An 18,072-nucleotide genomic window follows, 5' to 3' on the forward strand; every position below is an offset into this window, starting at 1 on the left:
AACTGTGGAAAAAACGAACGGTTGCTGCAATTCAAAGCAGCTGCTCCTACGGTCAACCGGAAAAAACGGCCAAAAACGAAATTCGGCCATCTCATGATTTTCATGAGGCGCTATTGGCGATTACCGCGTCGCCCGAACTTTGCTTTTTGCCGACAATCAGATTGAGGTCGCCTTGCACGGTCGACCGGAAAATTTGGTCAAAAACGAAATCACGCATCACACAGATAAAGACAAAAATCATGAGACATACTCCGAAGCGCCTCGCCGTTATCCTCGCTGCCACTTTTCCCTGCCTTGGCATTGCCGCCGAAACGGCACTGACGCTTGATTCCGTCGTCGTCAGCGGCAGCCGGGTCGAGCACAACACCTTCGACCTGCCGGCTGCCGTCGATGTCGTGGATGCGGCGCGTATCGGCGCCGATCAGGCGCGGGTCAATGCTTCCGAGGCGCTGGCCGCGGTGCCCGGCATCACCGTGCAGAACCGCCAGAACTACGCGCAGGATCTGCAGATTTCGTCGCGCGGCTTCGGCGCCCGGTCGGCTTTTGGCGTGCGTGGCATTCGCCTGATTTCGGACGGCATTCCGGCTTCGATGCCGGACGGCCAGGGGCAGGCCGCCACTTTCAATCTCGATCGCGCCGAGCGCATCGAAGTGCTGCGTGGCCCGATGGCCGTCGTTTATGGCAACCATGCCGGCGGCGTCATCCAGATGTTCACGCCGGACGGCAAGGGCCGGCCGAGCGTTGAAGGCGGCTTCGTCGCCGGTGGCGACAACATGTGGAAGACCGACGTCAGCGCCCAGGGCGAAGTCGGCGGCCTCGGCTACGTCATTGACGCCTCGCATTTCGCCACCGACGGCTACCGCGACCACAGCAAGGCCGAACGCGACCAGAGCATGGTCAAACTGACCTACCGGCCAAGCCAGGACGGCAAGCTGACTTTCATTGCCAACAGTTTCAAGCAGACGGCCGACGATCCGCAGGGCCAAACCTGGGCCGGCTATCAGGCCAACCCGCGCAGCGTCGCCCAGCCGGCGCTCGACTACAACACGCGCAAGAGCATCGACCACATGCAGGGCGGGCTGACCTACGAACACCGCTTCGGCGACCATTCGGTGCTCGCCTCGGCCTATGCCGGGCAGCGCTCGACGATTCAGTACCAGTCGATCCCGGCCGGCCCGCAAGGCAACGCCAAGCATTCCGGTGGTGTCATCGATTTCGACCGCGATTTCGGCGGCGCCTCGTTGCGCTGGATTGGCCGCTTCCAGCTGGCCGGCGGCAAGCTGACGACGACGGTTGGTGTCGACTATGAGCAGTCGATCGACAACCGGCGCGGCTACGAAAACTTCATCGGTGCCACGCTCGGAGTCAAGGGGGTCCAGCGCCGGGCTGAAGAAGACCGTGTTGCCAGCTTTGACCAGTACGCCCAGGCCGAGTGGCAGGGCGAGCGCTGGACCTTCAGCGGCGGCGTTCGGCACAGCAATGTCTCGTTCAGCGTCAAGGATGCCTACCTGAGCAACGGCAACGATGGCGGCAGCGTCAGCTACGAGAAGACAACGCCGACCATCGCCGCCATGTTCCGCCTGACGCCGACGGTCAATATCTACGCCAGCGCCGCGCGCGGCTTCGAGGCGCCGACCTTCAACGAACTGTTCTACTCCGGCGTCGGTGGCACCTTCAGCTACAACCTCAAGCCGTCTACCAGTACGCACTACGAAACCGGCTTGAAAGCCTTTATCGGCAATGACAGCCGCCTTGATCTGGCGGTCTTCCAGATCGAGACCGAGGACGAACTGGTCGTCGACTCCGCCTCCGGCGGTCGGACGACTTACCGTAATGCCGGACAGACCTTGCGTCGTGGTCTCGAAGCCGGGTTCGACAGCCGCTGGGCCAACAACCTGTCCACCCGTCTCGCCTACACGCTGCTCGACGCGCGCTACGAAGAAGCCTTCACCACGTCATCCGGTCCGGTCAATGCTGACAGCCGTCTGCCCGGCGTTCCCGCCCAGAGCCTGTTCGGCGAACTGGCCTGGAAACATCCGGCCAGTGGTTTCCATGCCGCCGTCGAGGGCATCGCCCGGAGCAAGGTTTACGTCGAGGACAGCAACACCAAGCAGGCAGCGCCGGCCTACGCCATCGCCAACCTGCGCTTTGGTGTCGACCGCAAAGTCGGCGACCTGAACCTGCGCACCTTCCTGCGTTTCGACAATATTTTCGATCGCCAGTACGTCGGCTCGGTCATCGTTGGCGACGGCAACAGCCGTTACTACGAAGCTGCCCCGGGGCGCACCTGGCTGGCCGGCGTCAGCGCCCGATATTCTTTTTGAGCACCTCCATTCCCCCCGCTCGAGCCCGGCTGCGACCGGGCTTTTTTGTGCTTGATGAAACAGCGCGCACTGTTTCGTTTTGGCTCAGTGGCGCAACAAGTGTCCAGAAAATGAACGCGTCCGGGTGTTCAGCGGAATGCCACGGTCAACCGGAAAAAACGCCTGAAATCGAAGTGGCAGGCGGGTTTGTGCAATTTTTCGGGGGCTGTTGCATGGCCTGGCACGGGCTTCGCAATTCATAAGGCCGAACGCTGCCCTCGGGATGGGAGAGGGGAGATTCGTATGGAGCGGTCACGTTCCACGGTTCATTCACACAAAAGATGATTGAGGAGCAATTCAATGCAGAAAAAACTAATCGCGCTGGCTGTTGCGGCTGTTACTTCCGGTGCAGCCTTCGCACAAACCAACGTCACCATCTACGGTAACGTCGATATGGGTGTCATGTTCCGTCAGGGAAATAACGGCGCGGTCGCCAACGGCCAGTCGCAATACGATCTGCAGAGCGCTGCCTCGCAGAGCCACATCGGCTTCAAGGGCGTCGAGGATCTGGGCAATGGCTTGAAGGCGCTGTTCGATCTGCAATATCGCATCAGCCCGGACACCAGCACCGGCCTGGCTACGGCCGGTCACCAGTACGTCGGCCTGACCGGCGGCTTCGGCACCGTCGTCGCCGGTTACCTGGACGGCATCCGTTACGGCATCTACGGCAAATACAGCCCGTTCGGCAACTACTCGGTTGCCAGCCTGACGTCGATGACCACCCAGTACGACCGTGCGGCCAACGCCCTTGCCTACATTTCGCCGAGCTTCAGCGGCTTCACCGTGATTCTGGCCACCGCCACCAACACGCAGGGAGCGGAAGGCAGCCTGAACGGCGCACACCTTACCCCTAAGCCCAGCGGTGGCAACACCGGCGACGACCGTCTGCTGTCGGCCAACCTGATCTATGCGAATGGCCCGCTGAGCATTGATCTCGACTATGAAACGACCCGGGCCGTTGGCTATGACAGCGACCGCCTGTACGTCGCCACGGCTGGCGCCTCCTATGACTTCGGCGTGGTCAAGGTCAGCGGCGTCTATGACGTCATCAAGGGCGATGTGAACTCCTTCATCGGTGGCAACACAGTTGGTGCCGCCTTTGGCCTGTCTCCCACTCAAAAGTACGATCGCCGCAACTGGTTCATCGGTGCCTCCGTGCCGCTCGGCAAATTCTCCGTGCTGGGCATGTTCGGCCAGGTCAAGGACAAGACACTGACCGATGCTGATGCCTGGAAGGTCGGCGTCGGCGCGCGCTATTCTTTGTCCAAGCGCACCGAGCTGTACGCCGACTATGCGCATATCAAGAACGACACCAATGCCGGCTACACCATCAACCCGATGGGTAATGGTGCCGGTACCAGCGTCGGCGTCAATGGCCTGGCGATGGGTATCAAGCACTCGTTCTAAGTAACAAATTTACCCGGACGGTTCTTTCGTCTTATGAATCGGCCGGGCAACGAACTCTTGCGTCAGATGGTTTCTACACATCTGTTTGGGACGCCCCGCGGGGCGTCCCGTTTTTTTCTGGTTATCCTGTCGCTGCTTTGTCTTTCGATCCCATCTTTGGCTGAAGATACGGTCGTCGTCATAGTAGGCAATTCCGATTTCCGGGCAGCTCATGACGGGCTCATCGAAGCCATCGAGAGCGAAGGGCTGGTAGTCGGCGGTGTTCTGCCGTTTCGCGACATGCTGGCTCGCACGGCCGTTGGCGATGGCTCGATCCCTTACGGTGACGCAGAAATCGTCCAGTTCTGCAGTGCTGTCCTGGCCGCAGAGCTAGTCCGCGAGGACCCGGTACAACTGACACTTTGCCCGCTGTCCATCGCGCTCTATACCATCAAGGGAAAATCGTCGGAAATCCGGCTGGCGTATCGCTCGCCGGGTAACGCGACCGCCGGTCGGCAGCACGCCGAATCACTGTTGCAGCGAATTATTCAGCGCGCAGCGAAGCTCGCCCGCCTGCGCTGGTAAGCCTCGCTCAGGAGGCGCGGTGATTCATCAGGGCCTTGAGCCCGTTCACGTTCAGGATGCGAATGTGTTTCTGCTGAACCGCAATGTGGCCCTCTTCCTGAAAGCGGGAGAAAGCCCGAGAAACCGTTTCGAGCTTGAGGCCGAGGTAGCTGCCGATTTCCTCGCGCGTCATGCGCAGGTAAAACTCGGCGTGCGAAAAGCCGCGCGCCGTGAAGCGCTGTGACAGGTTGAGCAGGAAGGCGGCCAGTCGTTCCTCAGCGCGCATCGTGCCGAGCAACATCATGACACCATGGTCGCGGACGATTTCCCGACTCATCACCTTGTGGAAATGATGCTGTAGCGTGTGGATTTCACGTGACAGTCCTTCCAGTCGCGAGAAGGGAATGGCGCAAATCTCGCTGTCTTCGAGCGCAATGGCGTTGCAGGTGTGGTGTTCAGTGCTGATGCCGTCGAGCCCGAGCAGCTCGCCAGCCATCTGGAAGCCGGTAACCTGGTCGCGCCCATCTTCAAGTAACACGTCGGTTTTGAAGAAACCGCTGCGAATCGCATAAATGGCATCAAAAACTTCGCCGGCACGGTAGAGATGGTCGCCGCGCTTGATACGGCGGCGGGTCGAAACCAGATCGTCCAGCCGTTCCAGTTCTTCAAGGCTGAGACCGTACGGCAGGCAAAGTTCGCGCAGGTTACAATTGGAGCAGGCTGTCTTGATAATAGACAGCGCGACTTCCTGATTTAGCGGGTGTGTTTGAGCCATTTTCAACCTGCGTTCGCTTGATCCAAGTCAACCATAAAATCGAACCTTCCGAACATAATCAGACCTACATTTAGTGGCTGGCCTAATGAATTTCGCAACTGAAAACCTCGTATTCGATCCCCAGATCATCCGCCGTTTTGATGTCAACGGCCCCCGTTACACGTCTTATCCGACGGCCGATCGCTTTGTCGAGGCCTTCGATTCAGAGGCAGCGAAAGTCTGGCTTGGCAAACGGAATATCGGCGGCATAAGCCGACCTCTCTCATTATACTTCCACATACCTTTCTGTAACACTATTTGCTACTACTGCGCCTGTAACAAAATTATCACCAAGGATCACGGGCGTAGTGCGAAATATCTCCGGTATCTGGCAAAGGAGCTGGATATCCAGGCCGCGGCGCTGGAAGGTCGCGATGGCGAGCACGAAGTCATTCAATTGCATTGGGGTGGCGGCACGCCAACCTTCCTGTCGCACGATGAAATGCGCCAGCTGATGGGTGAAACGCGCAAGCATTTCAAGCTGCTTGACGGCGGTGAGTATTCGATCGAAGTCGATCCGCGCAAGGTCGATACGGCGACGGTTGCCCTGCTCGGCGAACTCGGCTTCAACCGGATGAGCGTCGGCGTTCAGGATTTCGATGAAAAGGTCCAGGTCGCTGTCAATCGCGTGCAGAGTGAGGAAGAAACCTACAGCGTGATTCGCGATGCGCGGGCCAATGGCTTCAAGTCGGTGTCCGTCGACCTGATCTACGGTCTGCCGCACCAGACTGTCATGGGCTTCAACCGGACCATCGAGCGCGTGTTGGCGATGGACCCGGATCGCCTGTCGATCTACAACTACGCGCACATGCCGAGCATGTTCAAGCCACAGCGCCGGATCAACGATGCGGATCTGCCGTCGGCCGATACCAAGCTGCAGATTCTCGCGCTGGCCATCAAGAAACTGACCGATGCGGGCTATGTCTTCATTGGCATGGACCACTTTGCCAAGCCCGATGACGAACTGGCCGTTGCCCAGCGTCAGGGCCGCCTGCACCGCAATTTCCAGGGCTATTCGACGTACGCCGACTGCGACATGCTGTCTTTCGGCATCTCGTCGATCAGCAAGGTCGGGCCGAGCTACTACCAGAACGTCAAGACCGCGGACGAGTACTACGATGCGCTCGACACCGGCTCTCTGCCAGTGTTCCGCGGCATCGAACTGACGGCTGACGACATTCTGCGTCGCTCCATCATTCAGGCCTTGATGTGCCATTTCGAGTTGTCCATCGAAAGCATTGAAAGCGCCCACCTGATCAACTTCCGCGAGTATTTTGCAGCCGAACTGGAAGACATGAAGGAAATGGAGCGGGCCGGCTTGCTCAAGATCGACCGCGAATGGATCACCGTCCTGCCGCCCGGACGCCTGTTGGTCCGCATCATTTCGATGGTTTTCGACCGCTATTTGCGGGCTGGTCGCCAACGCGCGACTTACTCCAAAGTTATCTGAACGGTGTGCAGCAATCAAAGCGGGCAGTTAAACTGCCCGCTTTGCTTTTGTTGATCCTGTTCGATGCCTGACTCCGGTTTTCTCGCGCTTTTCCTCGTCGGACTGCTCGGCGGCACACACTGCGTCGGTATGTGCGGCGGCATCGTCGGCGCATTGTCTATGGGGGTCACAGCCCGCTGGTCGATGCATCTTGCCTACAACGGCGGGCGCATCATGTCTTATGCTGCGGCCGGCGCCATTGCCGGCGCGCTCGGTGCAGCCAGCATGGGCCTGGAGGGGCAGGTTCCAGCTCGGCTGATCCTCTATTTCATCGCCAATCTGATGCTTGTTGCGCTCGGCCTTTACCTGCTCGGTGTAACGCGGGCGCTGGCTTTTACCGAGCGCGCCGGACAGAAACTGTGGAACCATCTGCAACCATTGACCCGGCGCTTTCTGCCGGCGCGGAGCGTTGCCCAGGCTTTTCCGCTTGGCCTGCTCTGGGGCTGGCTGCCTTGCGGCCTGGTCTATAGCGCGCTGGCCAGCGCCTTGACGGCCGGGTCGGCGACACGCGGCGGGCTCATGATGCTGGCTTTTGGTCTGGGCACGCTGCCTAATCTGTTGCTGGCCGGCATCGTCCTGGCGCGACTGAACGAATTCGTCCGGCGGCCGGTCGTACGTACCCTGTCCGGCCTGTTGGTGCTAGGCTTTGGCCTATATGGATTCGTCGGCCTGATCTATTTGTCGGGCCAGCTTTAGTCGGGAAATGACATCATGAAAATCCTCTTGCCGGTTGATGGTTCCGAATGTTCCTTGCGCGCGGTTGATCACCTGATTACCCACGTCAGCTGGTTCCGCGACGTGCCGGAAATTCACCTGCTGCACGTCCATGCGCCGATTCCGATTGGCCGCGTGCAGGCCCATGTCGGCAAGGAAACGCTGCACGCCTATTATCTCGAAGAAGGGCAGGAGCACCTGGCCGCCGCCCAGAAAAAGCTGGATGCGGCCGGGCGTTTTCATACGACGCACATTCACGTCGGCCAGCCAGCCGAGGTGATTGCCCGGGTGGCGAGCGAACTGGCCTGTGATCTGATCGTCATGGGATCGCACGGCTGGAGTGGCATGGCAGGCTTGGTTATGGGGTCCGTGGCTAGCCGGGTCCTCCATCTCGCACCTTGCCCGGTTTTGTTGGTCAAATGACCGAATCTGAAACAGGCCGGGTTGTCGAGTTTGCCATCGGCGGCATGACCTGCGCAGCCTGTTCGGCGCGTCTCGAGAAGGTGCTCAATCGCCAGGCTGGAATGCAGGCCAACGTCAATCTGGCGGCTGAGCGGGCACGTGTCCGCCTTGCCGCTGGTGCCGACGAGGCCGCCGTGGTGGCGGCTGTTGCCAAGGCCGGTTTCAGTGCTGCAGTGGTCGACGCTCAAACGCGCGAACGCGAAAAAGCAGCGAAATTGCTGGTCTACCGCAGCGAGATCCGCCGTTTCTGGATTTCAGTGGCGCTGACCTTGCCGCTGGTCGGCCAGATGTTTTTCATGTTTGGCGAACACGGCCACATGAACGAACTGCCGCGCTGGTTCCAACTGGCGTTGGCTACCCCCGTGCAATTCTGGATTGGCTGGCGTTTCTACGATGGCGCCTTCAAGTCCCTGCGCGGCGGCGGCGCCAATATGGACGTGCTGGTCGCGCTCGGGACGAGCATGGCTTGGGGATTTTCAACCGTGGTGACGCTGTTCGGGCTGGATCAGCATGTCTATTTCGAAGGCGGTGCGGCAGTCATCACGCTGGTCCTGCTCGGCAAATTGCTCGAAGCCCGGGCCAAGGCGCGGACTTCAGAGGCCATCGAATCGCTGATCCGCCTGCAGCCCAAGACGGCACGCGTCGAACGTGATGGCCAGTGGATCGACATGCCGGTTGAGGCCTTGATGCCGGGCGATATTTTCCTCGTTCGTCCGGGCGAAAGCGTGCCGGTCGATGGCGAGTTGCTCGACGGCGAATCGAGCGTCAACGAGGCGATGCTGACCGGCGAGAGCATGCCGGTGGGCAAGCGGGCCGGCGACAAGGTTTTTGCTGCCACGGCCAACGGCCAGGGGGCGATGCGTTGCCGGGCCACCGGCGTTGGCGAACATACGCTGCTCGCCGGCATCATCCGCATGGTCGGCGAGGCGCAGGGTTCGAAGGCGCCGGTGCAGCGGCTGGCCGACCAGATTTCGTCCATTTTCGTGCCGACGGTGTGCGCCATCGCACTCGCCACTTTCGTCGGTTGGTGGTGGTACGCAGGCGATTTTGCCGAGGCGCTGGTCAATGCCGTTGCCGTGCTGGTCATCGCCTGCCCGTGCGCGCTCGGCCTGGCGACGCCGACAGCGATCATGGTCGGCACCGGGCAAGGGGCGCGGGCCGGCATCCTGGTCAAGAATGCCGAGGCGCTCGAACGGGCCGAGAAGATCACCGTGCTGGCGCTGGATAAAACCGGAACGCTGACTTGCGGTACGCCACAGGTCACCGATGTCGTGGCCTATGGCCTGTCGCACGACGAAGCGCTTGGCCTGGCGGCGGCGCTCGAGGAGAATTCCGAGCATCCGCTGGCGCGGGCGATCGTTTCGGCTGCTGTTACTGGGATTCCCACGGTCAACCGGGAAAAAGCCGCAAATTTCAAATCCCTGCCCGGGCATGGCGTCGAAGGCGAAGTGGCGGGCCGAATGTTGCGCCTGGGTTCGCCAAGCTGGCTGGGGCTGGCTGCCGACCCGGCGGTGGCTGATTTGCAGCGATCGGGCAAAACGGTCGTGGTACTGGCTGAAGGCCAGACAACGCTGGCTTTGTTTGCCGTGGCGGATGCCTTGCGGCCGACCTCACGGGCGGCCGTCGAGCGGCTGCGTGAGCGCGGTATCCGGGTTGTCATGTTGACTGGCGATAATGCGGCAACGGCGGCGGCGATCGCCGCCGAGGCGGGTATTGGCGAGTTTCGGGCAGGTATTTTGCCGGGCGACAAGGCGGCGGCTATCAACGAATTGAAATCCGGCGGCGGGCTGGTGGCCATGGTCGGCGATGGCATCAACGATGCGCCGGCGCTGGCGGCGGCCGATGTCAGCTTCGCCATTGGTGCCGGTTCCGACGCCGCGGTGGAGGCGGCGGATTTAACATTGATTCGTAGTGACCTGATGGGGGTTGTCGATGCAATCGACCTATCGGCGGCCACCTTGGGGAAAATTCGGCAAAATCTTTTCTTTGCCTTCATCTACAATGTGATGGGAATCCCGCTTGCTGCGCTGGGTTGGCTCAATCCAGTGGTGGCGGGGGCTGCCATGGCGATGAGTTCGGTGTCGGTTGTCTCCAACTCGCTACTTTTGAAGCGCTGGCGGCCGAGGCGCTAGAAGCAAGAACAAGGGGTTTCGATGGCCACAGGGGTCGAAAGGATGTCAGTTGTGCAGGCGGCAGCCGGCGAAGGCGCGGGCAATCCGCCAGCGCTGACGGAGCGGGAGGCGATGTTCCGGACAACGATGGAGGCCGCGCAGGTCGGCATCTTCGTTCTGCAGGATCAGTGTTTCAAATACGTCAATCCCTATTTGACGCGCCTCTTTGGCTATTCCGCTGAGGAAATGGTCGGCCGCATGGGGCCGCTCGATGTGGTCGTGCCCGAGCTGCATGCTTTCGTGATCGACCAGATGCAGGCGAGGGCAGCCGGCACCAGCGGGCATCATTACGAGATTACCGCGGTGCGCAAGGATGGCTCGGCGTTTCCGGCCATGATCTTCGGTTCGCCATCGGTGTTTGATGGTCGCCCGGCATCGGTTGGAACCCTGCTCGATATTTCCTCGCAGAAGGCGGCCGAGCAGCGCATCCGCGAGTTGGCCGACTATGACGTGCTGACCGGATTGCCCAACCGGCGCCTGCTGCGCGAGCGTTTTGTCCAATTGCTGGCGGCGGCGGAACGGGACAAGACGGAAATTGCCGTCATCTTTCTCGATCTCGATCATTTCAAACGGGTGAACGACTCGCTCGGCCACAGCGTCGGCGACGAACTCCTGGTCGAAGTGGCGCGTCGCCTCGACAGCGTGGTGCGGCGTATCGATACGCTGGCCCGCCTGGGAGGCGACGAGTTCATTTTTGCCATGCCGGGATTTCATACAGCGGCGGCGGCCGATGTGGCACGTCGCCTGATCGATGTCTTCTCCCGGCCATTCGAAGTGGCGGGGCATGAGCTGACGGTGACGCCGTCGCTCGGCATCAGCATCTATCCGCATGACGGGCAGGATCTCGAAACCCTGCTCAAGAACGCCGATACGGCGATGTACCGGGCCAAGGACATCGGGCGCAACACCTTCCAGTTCTACGCTACCGAGATGAATACGGCGACGCTCGACCGTCTGCTGATGGAAAGCAATCTGCGACGCGCCCTGGCACAGAACGAATTTGTGCTCCAGTACCAACCGCTGGTCAATCTGCGTACCGGCATGGTGATCGGTGTCGAAGCGCTGATCCGCTGGCAGCATCCGGAACTCGGCACGATCATGCCGGACAGTTTCATTCATGTGGCTGAAGAAACCGGCCTGATCAACCCGATTGGCGACTGGGTTCTCTGCGAAGCCTGCCGGCAGGCCAAAGTCTGGTGCGACGAGGGCTTGCCGTCGCTGGTCATGGCCGTCAACGTGGCGCCTGTCCAGTTCCGTCAGCCGGGTTTTGTCGAAATGGTGGCTGGCGCGCTGGCCTCGTCAGGCCTGGACGCCAGCCTGCTTGAACTGGAATTGACCGAGCGCACGGTCATGCACGATGCCGACATCAATCTGGGCACGCTGTCGGCGCTGCATCGCATGGGGGTTGAATTGTCGCTCGACGATTTCGGCACCGGCTATTCCTCGCTCGCCTATCTGAAGCGCTTTCCAGTCGGCAAGCTCAAGATCGACCGCTCCTTCGTCAATGATCTGGAAACCGATCCCGACGACTGGGCGATTGCCTCGACCATCGTCAGCATGGGGCGCAGCCTGCGCATGACCGTGCTGGCCGAAGGTGTCGAAACTGGCGAACAGCTGGCGCAATTGCGTAAAATGGGCTGCGATATGGCACAGGGCTATTATTTCAGTCGTCCGACATCGGCTGCTGGAATAGCAGAAATCCTGCGCGTTCAACCCTTCATGAACAGGTAAACGGCATGGAAAATACGGTGATCAAAGTGGGCGGCATGAGCTGCCAGGGCTGCGTCAAGAACATTAGCGGCGTGCTCGGTGGCATGGCCGGGGTGGTCAGCGCCGAAGTTTCGCTGGAGGCGGGCGAGGCTAAAGTGGCTTTCGATCCGCAGGCGGTGACGCGCGATGCGCTGGTCAATGCCATCGAAGATGCAGGCTTCGACGCAGAATAAAAATCAAACAACAACAGTTTTTCGAGAGAACAGCCGTGCCAGAAGAAAAAATCAGATTGACCCAGCTTTCCCATGGCGGAGGCTGCGGCTGCAAGATCGCACCCGCCGTCTTGCAACAAATTCTGGCTGGCGCTCCGTCGGGCATCATTCCGCCGCAACTGCTGGTCGGCACCGAGACCTGCGACGACGCAGCGGTTTATCAGATCAACGCCCAACAGGCGATCGTCGCGACGACGGATTTTTTCATGCCGATCGTCGACGACCCCTACGATTTTGGCCGCATCGCCGCCACTAACGCCATCTCCGATGTTTACGCCATGGGCGGCACGCCGCTCTTCGCGCTGGCCATCGTCGGCATGCCGGTCAACACACTGCCGCTGGAAACCATCGGCAAGATTCTGCAGGGTGGTGAAGCCGTCTGCCGTGCCGCCTGCATCCCGATTGCCGGCGGCCACACCATCGACTCGGTCGAGCCGATTTACGGGCTGGTTGCCATCGGTATCGTCAATCCGGCCCATCTCAAGCGCAATTCCGGTGCCAAGCCGGGCGACAAGCTGATCCTCGGCAAGCAGCTTGGCGTCGGCGTCTATAGCGCGGCGCTCAAGAAGGATCTGCTCCACGCCAGCGATTACGATGCGATGGTCGAAACCACCACGCAATTGAACACGCCGGGGCCCATGCTCGCCTGCCTGGATGGCGTGCATGCCGTCACTGACGTCACCGGCTTCGGTCTGGCCGGGCATCTGCTGGAAGTCTGCAAGGGCAGCAATGTGCGCGCCACGGTGAACTACGCCGACCTGCCGCTGCTCACCCGCGCCCGCGAATTTGTCGATGCCGGTCATCTGACCGGTGCCTCCGGGCGCAACTGGGCCAGCTACGGCGCCAGCGTTAATCTCGCGGCCAACCTGGAAAGCGCGGCCAAAACCTTGGTCACCGACCCGCAAACCTCGGGCGGTCTGCTGGTTTCATGCACCCCTGAAACGGTGACCGAAGTGCTCTCGCTGTTCCTGCAACAGGGGTTCTCGCACGTTTCCGTGATCGGCGAAGTTAGCGAAGGCGAGCCGGGTATCGACGTTATTTGACGTGTTGGGTTGATGGGGCATTCCCGCTGGTGCGGGAACGACAAATTTTTCCGCTATTTGCCTGACTCAACGGCCCCGGCAATCGCCGCCGATTTCTCCACCTGGATGTGGCGGGCTGAATGGCTCGCGTTTGGTCTGGCGGCGCTTTGACGAATCTTGCCGAGCCCGCCGTTTTCTGGCCCAGATCAGTACGCCGGTGATGCTCAGTGCGGCGATGGCCAGTCCGCACAGCGAGATCAGGATGCGTCCCGGCAAGCCAGCGATACGGCCGGAGTGCAGGGGGAACATGGCCTGCAGGAAAATGTCGCCGGCCGTGCCGGTGCCGGGAATATCCCGGCCGAGCGGGGTGCCGGTCGTCGCGTCGAAATGGAACCAGGGGTTGCCGAGGCCGACATCGCCATGGCTGTTGCCCGGTTCGAAGAAGCCGACTGCATAAACGCCCGACAGGCGCTCGTGGAAGATACCGCCGGCCGGCGCTGCGATGCCATGGCGCCGAGCTTCCTGTTCGGCGATGGTGATGATTTCGTCCATTTTCATTTTTGGCGCGTTTTTCCGGTTGACCGTAGCATTCGCCGCAGCGGCAAAGGGCGACGGCGAGAGTTCGGAAAACCAGCTGACGACCGGCCGCATGACCTGTTCCTTGAGGTTCATGGAGACCGAGGTGATGGCCAGCATGAGGACCAGCAGGAAGAGCCAGACACCGCCCGAGCGGTGCAGATCGAAGTTCAGCCGATGGCCGCCGGCCTGCCAGCGGAAGGCGAGGGATTGCCGCCAGGTGTTGTGGCTGGGAAATGAAATCCACAGCGCGAGCAGGGTGTCGAAGACCCAGACGAGGGCGACGATACCCATGAACAGTGTGCCGAGTTGCAGCCCGAAGGCGTCCGGGATGTGCATGCTGTAGTGCAGCTTGTAGAGGAAGGGGAGCAGGTTTTCGCGGTCGAGCGAGACCTTGCCCCATTCGCGCCGGCCGAGCACCTCACCACTCACCGGGTCGAGTGCGACCTGGTTGTAGCCGAGCGGGTAGGGCTGGCCGGTAGCCGGGTCAAGGCGAGCATCGACGAAGACGCCGAAGGCATGCCCCGGCTCGACGGCGAGCGGCATGAAGCGGATTTGCAGGCGCGGTTCGGCGCTTTCCAGGCGGCTCGCCAGTTCGAGCGGCGAGAGGGGCAGGCCCCGTCCCGGCGCGTCGAACAGGTGCGGGTTGAGCCATTCGTCTAGTTCGTGATCCCACGAGATGACGGCGCCCGTCAGCCCGGAGATGCACAGAAAGAGGGCGGCGAACAGCCCGAACCAGCGGTGCAGCAAGACAATAAACGGGCGCATCGGCCGGCCTCGCTCAGTACTTCCAGTTCAGCGAGACGCTGAAGTTGCGCGGTGCGCCGTAATAGCTCTGGCTCCACATCAGGCTGGTGAAATACTTCTCGTCGGTCAGGTTGTTGAGGTTGGCGCTGACGCTGAGATGCTTGTCGATGTCGTAGCGCGCCATCAGGTTGACCAGGGCGTAGGCCGGCTGGGTGGTCCGGGTGGTGGCGCCGGTGCCGAAGTCGTAGACGTCGACACGGTGGATTTCGTCCTGCCAGCTGACGTTGGCCCCGACCTTCAACCGGTCGATCATCGGCACGCGGTAAGTGCCGCTCAGACGGAGCAGGCGGCGCGGCGTGTAGGTGCGCACGTCGTTGCCTTGCGGATCGGTCAGGGTGAGCTGGGTGTAGCCGAGATTGACCTGCAGGCGCTCGGTCAGCGCGCCGGAAATGTCGAGCTGCATGCCGCTCGATTCGGCGTCGATGGCGCGATAGACGGCAACCGGACCGATGTAGCCGGCAGCTTCGGCCAGACCATTCTGTTCGGTCTGGAAGTAGGCGAGCGAGGCGTTCAGGCGTTTGTTGAAGAAATCGCTCTTGAGGCCGACTTCCTTGCTGTTGCCGTGCACCGGGTCAAGCGGCGTCAATGTCGCATCGACCTGATATTGCGGATTGAAGAGTTCGGTGTAGCTGCCATAGATCGAGAGGGCCGGGGCCAGGTCGTAGATGGCGCCGAAATACGGGGTGAGCTTGCTGGTGTCGGATTGGCGGCTTTCGCCGTAGGAGGAGCCGCTGACATCGACCGAGGTGCTCCGGATGCCGGCGATCAGCTTGAGGTCGTCGCGCAGGTTGAGGCGGGTGGCCAGGAAGGCACTCTTGCGTTTGTCGGTGAAGTCGCTGCCGTTATAAGCGGCATCGAAGGTCGGTATCGGGTAATCGCCCGTCCAGCCATCGAGCGGCGGCAGCGCGGTGCCGATGCCCTGGCCGTAGCGCGACAGGTCGCTGAGGGCCGATTTGGCCCAGCTGGCGCCAAAGCTCACATCATGCTTGCGGCCGCCCAACGAGAAACGCCCGGTGGCGTAGAGATCGACCATGGTCTGCTTGTTGGTCATGTCGTACTGCGACGGATAGCTGTAGAGGCCGAGACCGGTCGTGCGATCCGGTGTGCCGTAAACGTAGAACAGCGACGAGTTGTTGGTGAATTCCTGGCGGGTGACGACGGCCTTGGCCATCCAGTCGTCGTTGAAATGATGAGTCAGTTCGACGAAGGTGCTTTGCGTCTTCGAGTCCCACACCGCCCAGTCGGCGGCCGTGCTCGTCGAGCGGTCGAAGTCGGTCGGGCTGCCGTCCGTGTAATAGAGCGGCAAGGCGCCCCACATCGGGCTCTTCGGCTTGTTGATCTGGGTGTGGTGACCGATGGCCAGTTGCGTCGATTCGGCCAGATCGGCCTCGACGATGCCGTAGAACACGGTTTTCTCGCGGCTGTAGCGATCGAGGTAGGAATTCTTGTCCTCGTGGGCGAAGACCAGTCGGCCGCGGATCCGCCCGGAATCGATCAGGGCGCCGGAGACATCGGCATCGAAGCGGTATTTGTCCCAGGAGCCGGCGGTCAGGCCGGCCGAGGCGGCGAAATCGACGGTCGGCCGCTTGCGGATGAAATTGACTGTGGCAGAAGGGAAACCAGTCGCCGATATGAGCCCGTTGGCACCATAGACAGCATCGATGCGGTCGTAGATGGCGGTATCGATGTCGCCGTTAACAATGTCGTAAACGAAAGGAACACCGATGCCATCAAACTGGAAATTGGTGACGTCGAAGCCACGGGCGGTGTAATACGTGCGGTCGGTTTCGGGACGCTCGACAACGATTCCGGATGTGGCGGCCAGCGCATCATTGACGTTGTCCAGCTTGAAATCGTCGAGCTGGCCGCGCGACAGTACTGAAACCGTCTGCGGCGTTTCGCGCAGCGACAGATTCATTTTGGTTGCCGAACTGCTGCGCGACGTGGTGTACAAGCCGGTTTTCTCGGTACTCACTTCGCTGTCGGCGTTGCCGGTCACAGTGATGGCGGAAAGGGTCGATTCATTGCTGGCCGGCGGTTCGGCGGCAAGGACCGGGCCGACATGGAGGGCGGCGATCAGGGCAAAAAGTGGACGATGGTGGAATACCGCCGGCAGGGCGTGCTGGAACGACATGGAAACTCCCGGATGGTGCCGGCGGGCTGCCTGGGGAGTACCTGGGTGGCTGGCGGTGGCTTGCTGTTGTTAAAAAGGGTGAAACTCAGGCAGCCTTGCGCATCACCCTGCCTGGCTTGGGCTGCTCGCCGTGCGCTTCGCGCAGGCATTCGTGGGCGCAGGAGGCGCACCGGCCGCAGTCACGGGTGACGCCGAGATCACGGCGCAGATCCTTGAGCGTGCGAGCACCATCTTGCGCGGCTTCGCGAATCTGGGTGTCGGTGACTGCTTTGCAGACGCAGACGTACATGGGCTGCCTCCTGATGCGGTTGTTAATGCGAATAATTCGTATTCTATGGTGTTGCGAATGATTGTCAACAACTATGTTGCATTCGGTGTTCGGCCATGGTTTGTCGCAGAGTCGACAGTCGTCCGTGGCGTTGGTGTTGTTGAGCAATTGGCGGGCCAGCCGTCAAAGCTCGCCACAAAAATGAAAAAGCCGCAGACTGGCTGCGGCTTTGGGTGGGGCAGGGCGGAGAGGCCTAGCCTTCGCCCGGCTCCATGTGCGCTTGCAGATAGTTCGGCAAGGTCACATCCTTGATCAGCGTCTGCTGCGTTTCCAGCCAGTCGATGGCTTCCTCGCAGTGTTCGAGCAATTCCTCGAGCAAATCGCGGCTGACGTAATCCTGCAACTCCTCGCACAGGGCGATGCTTTCGATCAGCAGGGGGCGCTGGATTTCACGCTCGTACTTGAGGTCACCCTGCAGGCATTCGACGACATGCTCGCCGATCATGAGCTTGCCAAGGTTCTGCAAATTGGGCAGGCCTTCGAGGAAAAGCACGCGCTCGATGATCTCGTCGGCTTCCTTCATGACGCGGATCGACTGCTTGTACTGGTAGTCGTTGAGCTTTTCCAGGCCCCAGTTGCGGAACATGCGGGCATGCAGGAAATACTGGTTGATCGAGGTCAGCTCGTTCTTCAGCACCTTGTTGAGCGCTTCGATGACTTTCTTGTCGCCTTTCATCGTCGTCGCTCCTTAAGCCGGGGTGCCAGAGCCCATCTGGCTCTGCAGGTAGTTGGGCAGGCCGACCAGTTCGATCAGTTTCATCTGCTTTTCGAGGAAGTAGGCGTGGTCCATTTCGGTATCTTCGAGCTGGACGCCAAGCATGTCGCGGGTGACGTAATCCTGGGCCTTTTCGCAGGCCGCCATGGCCTTCTTGAGGTCGCCATCCACCTTGTATTCGACGGCGAGGTCGGATTTGAGCATCTCCGGAACGGTCTTGCCGATCTTCAGCGCTTCGCGCTTGCTGAGGTCGGGCTTGCCTTCGAGGAAGAGAATGCGCTGGATCAGGGCGCGGGCATGCTGGCGTTCGTGATCGGACTCGTGGATGGATTTCTCGGCCAGCTGGCCGAGGCCCATGTCGGCATACATCTCGCCGTGGATCAGGTACTGATCGACGGCAGTCAATTCGCCAGTCAGCAGGTCATTGAGGATGTCGATGATTTTCTTGTCGCCCTTCATGGCGTTCTCCGGAGTTGGTTGGAAGCGAGGGCTGGCTGGCAGAAGCGGCTGGCTTGCCGGAACGCTCATTTTAGGCGCTGGCCGGA

16 protein-coding genes are annotated in these 18,072 nt (G+C 60.8%); 10 read left to right on the plus strand and 6 right to left on the minus strand.

The window, feature by feature from the left end; all coding sequences use genetic code 11:
- Positions 1-239: 239 nt before the first annotated feature.
- From WBK19_RS13490 to WBK19_RS13500, 3 genes are all read left to right on the plus strand, one after another.
- Positions 240-2,324 carry a TonB-dependent receptor family protein gene (locus tag WBK19_RS13490; RefSeq protein ID WP_511290527.1) on the plus strand — a complete coding sequence of 695 codons (2,085 nt, stop codon included), beginning with the start codon at positions 240-242 and terminating at the stop codon, positions 2,322-2,324.
- A gap of 339 nt (positions 2,325-2,663) precedes the next feature.
- Complete coding sequence (locus WBK19_RS13495; protein ID WP_511290529.1) at positions 2,664-3,770, plus strand: porin; 1,107 nt, start codon at positions 2,664-2,666, stop codon at positions 3,768-3,770.
- A 156-nt stretch (positions 3,771-3,926) separates the two neighbouring features.
- A complete protein-coding gene (locus WBK19_RS13500; RefSeq protein WP_511290531.1) occupies positions 3,927-4,334 on the plus strand; it encodes a DUF302 domain-containing protein in 408 nt (135 codons plus the stop codon).
- A 7-nt stretch (positions 4,335-4,341) separates the two neighbouring features.
- On the opposite strand, the gene fnr is transcribed toward WBK19_RS13500, so the two are convergent.
- Positions 4,342-5,088, minus strand: coding sequence for a fumarate/nitrate reduction transcriptional regulator Fnr (fnr, locus tag WBK19_RS13505; protein WP_511290533.1), 747 nt, complete (start codon positions 5,086-5,088; stop codon positions 4,342-4,344).
- A gap of 85 nt (positions 5,089-5,173) precedes the next feature.
- Between fnr and hemN the strand changes: the two genes are divergently transcribed.
- From hemN to selD, 7 genes are all read left to right on the plus strand, one after another.
- On the plus strand, positions 5,174-6,577 hold the full coding sequence (gene hemN, locus WBK19_RS13510) for an oxygen-independent coproporphyrinogen III oxidase (protein WP_511290535.1): 1,404 nt from the start codon (positions 5,174-5,176) through the stop codon (positions 6,575-6,577).
- Between the two features lie 63 nt (positions 6,578-6,640).
- Positions 6,641-7,312 (plus strand): sulfite exporter TauE/SafE family protein, encoded by a 672-nt coding sequence (locus WBK19_RS13515; protein ID WP_511290537.1) that lies wholly within the window; start codon positions 6,641-6,643, stop codon positions 7,310-7,312.
- Positions 7,313-7,327: 15 nt separating this feature from the next.
- On the plus strand, positions 7,328-7,753 hold the full coding sequence (locus tag WBK19_RS13520; RefSeq protein WP_511290539.1) for a universal stress protein: 426 nt from the start codon (positions 7,328-7,330) through the stop codon (positions 7,751-7,753).
- Complete coding sequence (locus WBK19_RS13525) at positions 7,750-9,924, plus strand: heavy metal translocating P-type ATPase (protein ID WP_511290541.1); 2,175 nt, start codon at positions 7,750-7,752, stop codon at positions 9,922-9,924. Before WBK19_RS13520 ends, WBK19_RS13525 begins: the two co-directional genes overlap by 4 nt.
- A gap of 42 nt (positions 9,925-9,966) precedes the next feature.
- Positions 9,967-11,694 carry a putative bifunctional diguanylate cyclase/phosphodiesterase gene (locus WBK19_RS13530; RefSeq protein WP_511290543.1) on the plus strand — a complete coding sequence of 576 codons (1,728 nt, stop codon included), beginning with the start codon at positions 9,967-9,969 and terminating at the stop codon, positions 11,692-11,694.
- A gap of 5 nt (positions 11,695-11,699) precedes the next feature.
- Entirely contained in the window at positions 11,700-11,906 is a 207-nt protein-coding gene (locus WBK19_RS13535; protein ID WP_511290545.1) for a heavy-metal-associated domain-containing protein, read from the plus strand.
- Between the two features lie 35 nt (positions 11,907-11,941).
- Entirely contained in the window at positions 11,942-12,988 is a 1,047-nt protein-coding gene (gene selD, locus WBK19_RS13540; RefSeq protein ID WP_511290547.1) for a selenide, water dikinase SelD, read from the plus strand.
- A gap of 66 nt (positions 12,989-13,054) precedes the next feature.
- Here selD and WBK19_RS13545 read toward each other — a convergent pair whose 3' ends face one another.
- The 5 genes from WBK19_RS13545 to bfr (WBK19_RS13565) all read right to left on the minus strand — a co-directional run bounded on the left by WBK19_RS13545 (position 13,055) and on the right by bfr (WBK19_RS13565) (position 17,986).
- Positions 13,055-14,311 (minus strand): PepSY-associated TM helix domain-containing protein, encoded by a 1,257-nt coding sequence (locus WBK19_RS13545; protein ID WP_511290549.1) that lies wholly within the window; start codon positions 14,309-14,311, stop codon positions 13,055-13,057.
- Between the two features lie 13 nt (positions 14,312-14,324).
- On the minus strand, positions 14,325-16,484 hold the full coding sequence (locus WBK19_RS13550; RefSeq protein WP_511290551.1) for a TonB-dependent siderophore receptor: 2,160 nt from the start codon (positions 16,482-16,484) through the stop codon (positions 14,325-14,327).
- Positions 16,485-16,569: 85 nt separating this feature from the next.
- Positions 16,570-16,773: a (2Fe-2S)-binding protein gene (locus tag WBK19_RS13555; protein WP_511290553.1), complete on the minus strand. Its 204-nt coding sequence runs from the start codon at positions 16,771-16,773 to the stop codon at positions 16,570-16,572.
- Between the two features lie 232 nt (positions 16,774-17,005).
- Complete coding sequence (gene bfr, locus WBK19_RS13560) at positions 17,006-17,488, minus strand: bacterioferritin (protein WP_494648510.1); 483 nt, start codon at positions 17,486-17,488, stop codon at positions 17,006-17,008.
- A gap of 12 nt (positions 17,489-17,500) precedes the next feature.
- Positions 17,501-17,986, minus strand: coding sequence for a bacterioferritin (bfr, locus tag WBK19_RS13565; protein ID WP_511290555.1), 486 nt, complete (start codon positions 17,984-17,986; stop codon positions 17,501-17,503).
- Positions 17,987-18,072: the final 86 nt, after the last annotated feature.

The organism is Azonexus sp. (assembly GCF_049652925.1).
GTDB lineage: Bacteria > Pseudomonadota > Gammaproteobacteria > Burkholderiales > Rhodocyclaceae > Azonexus.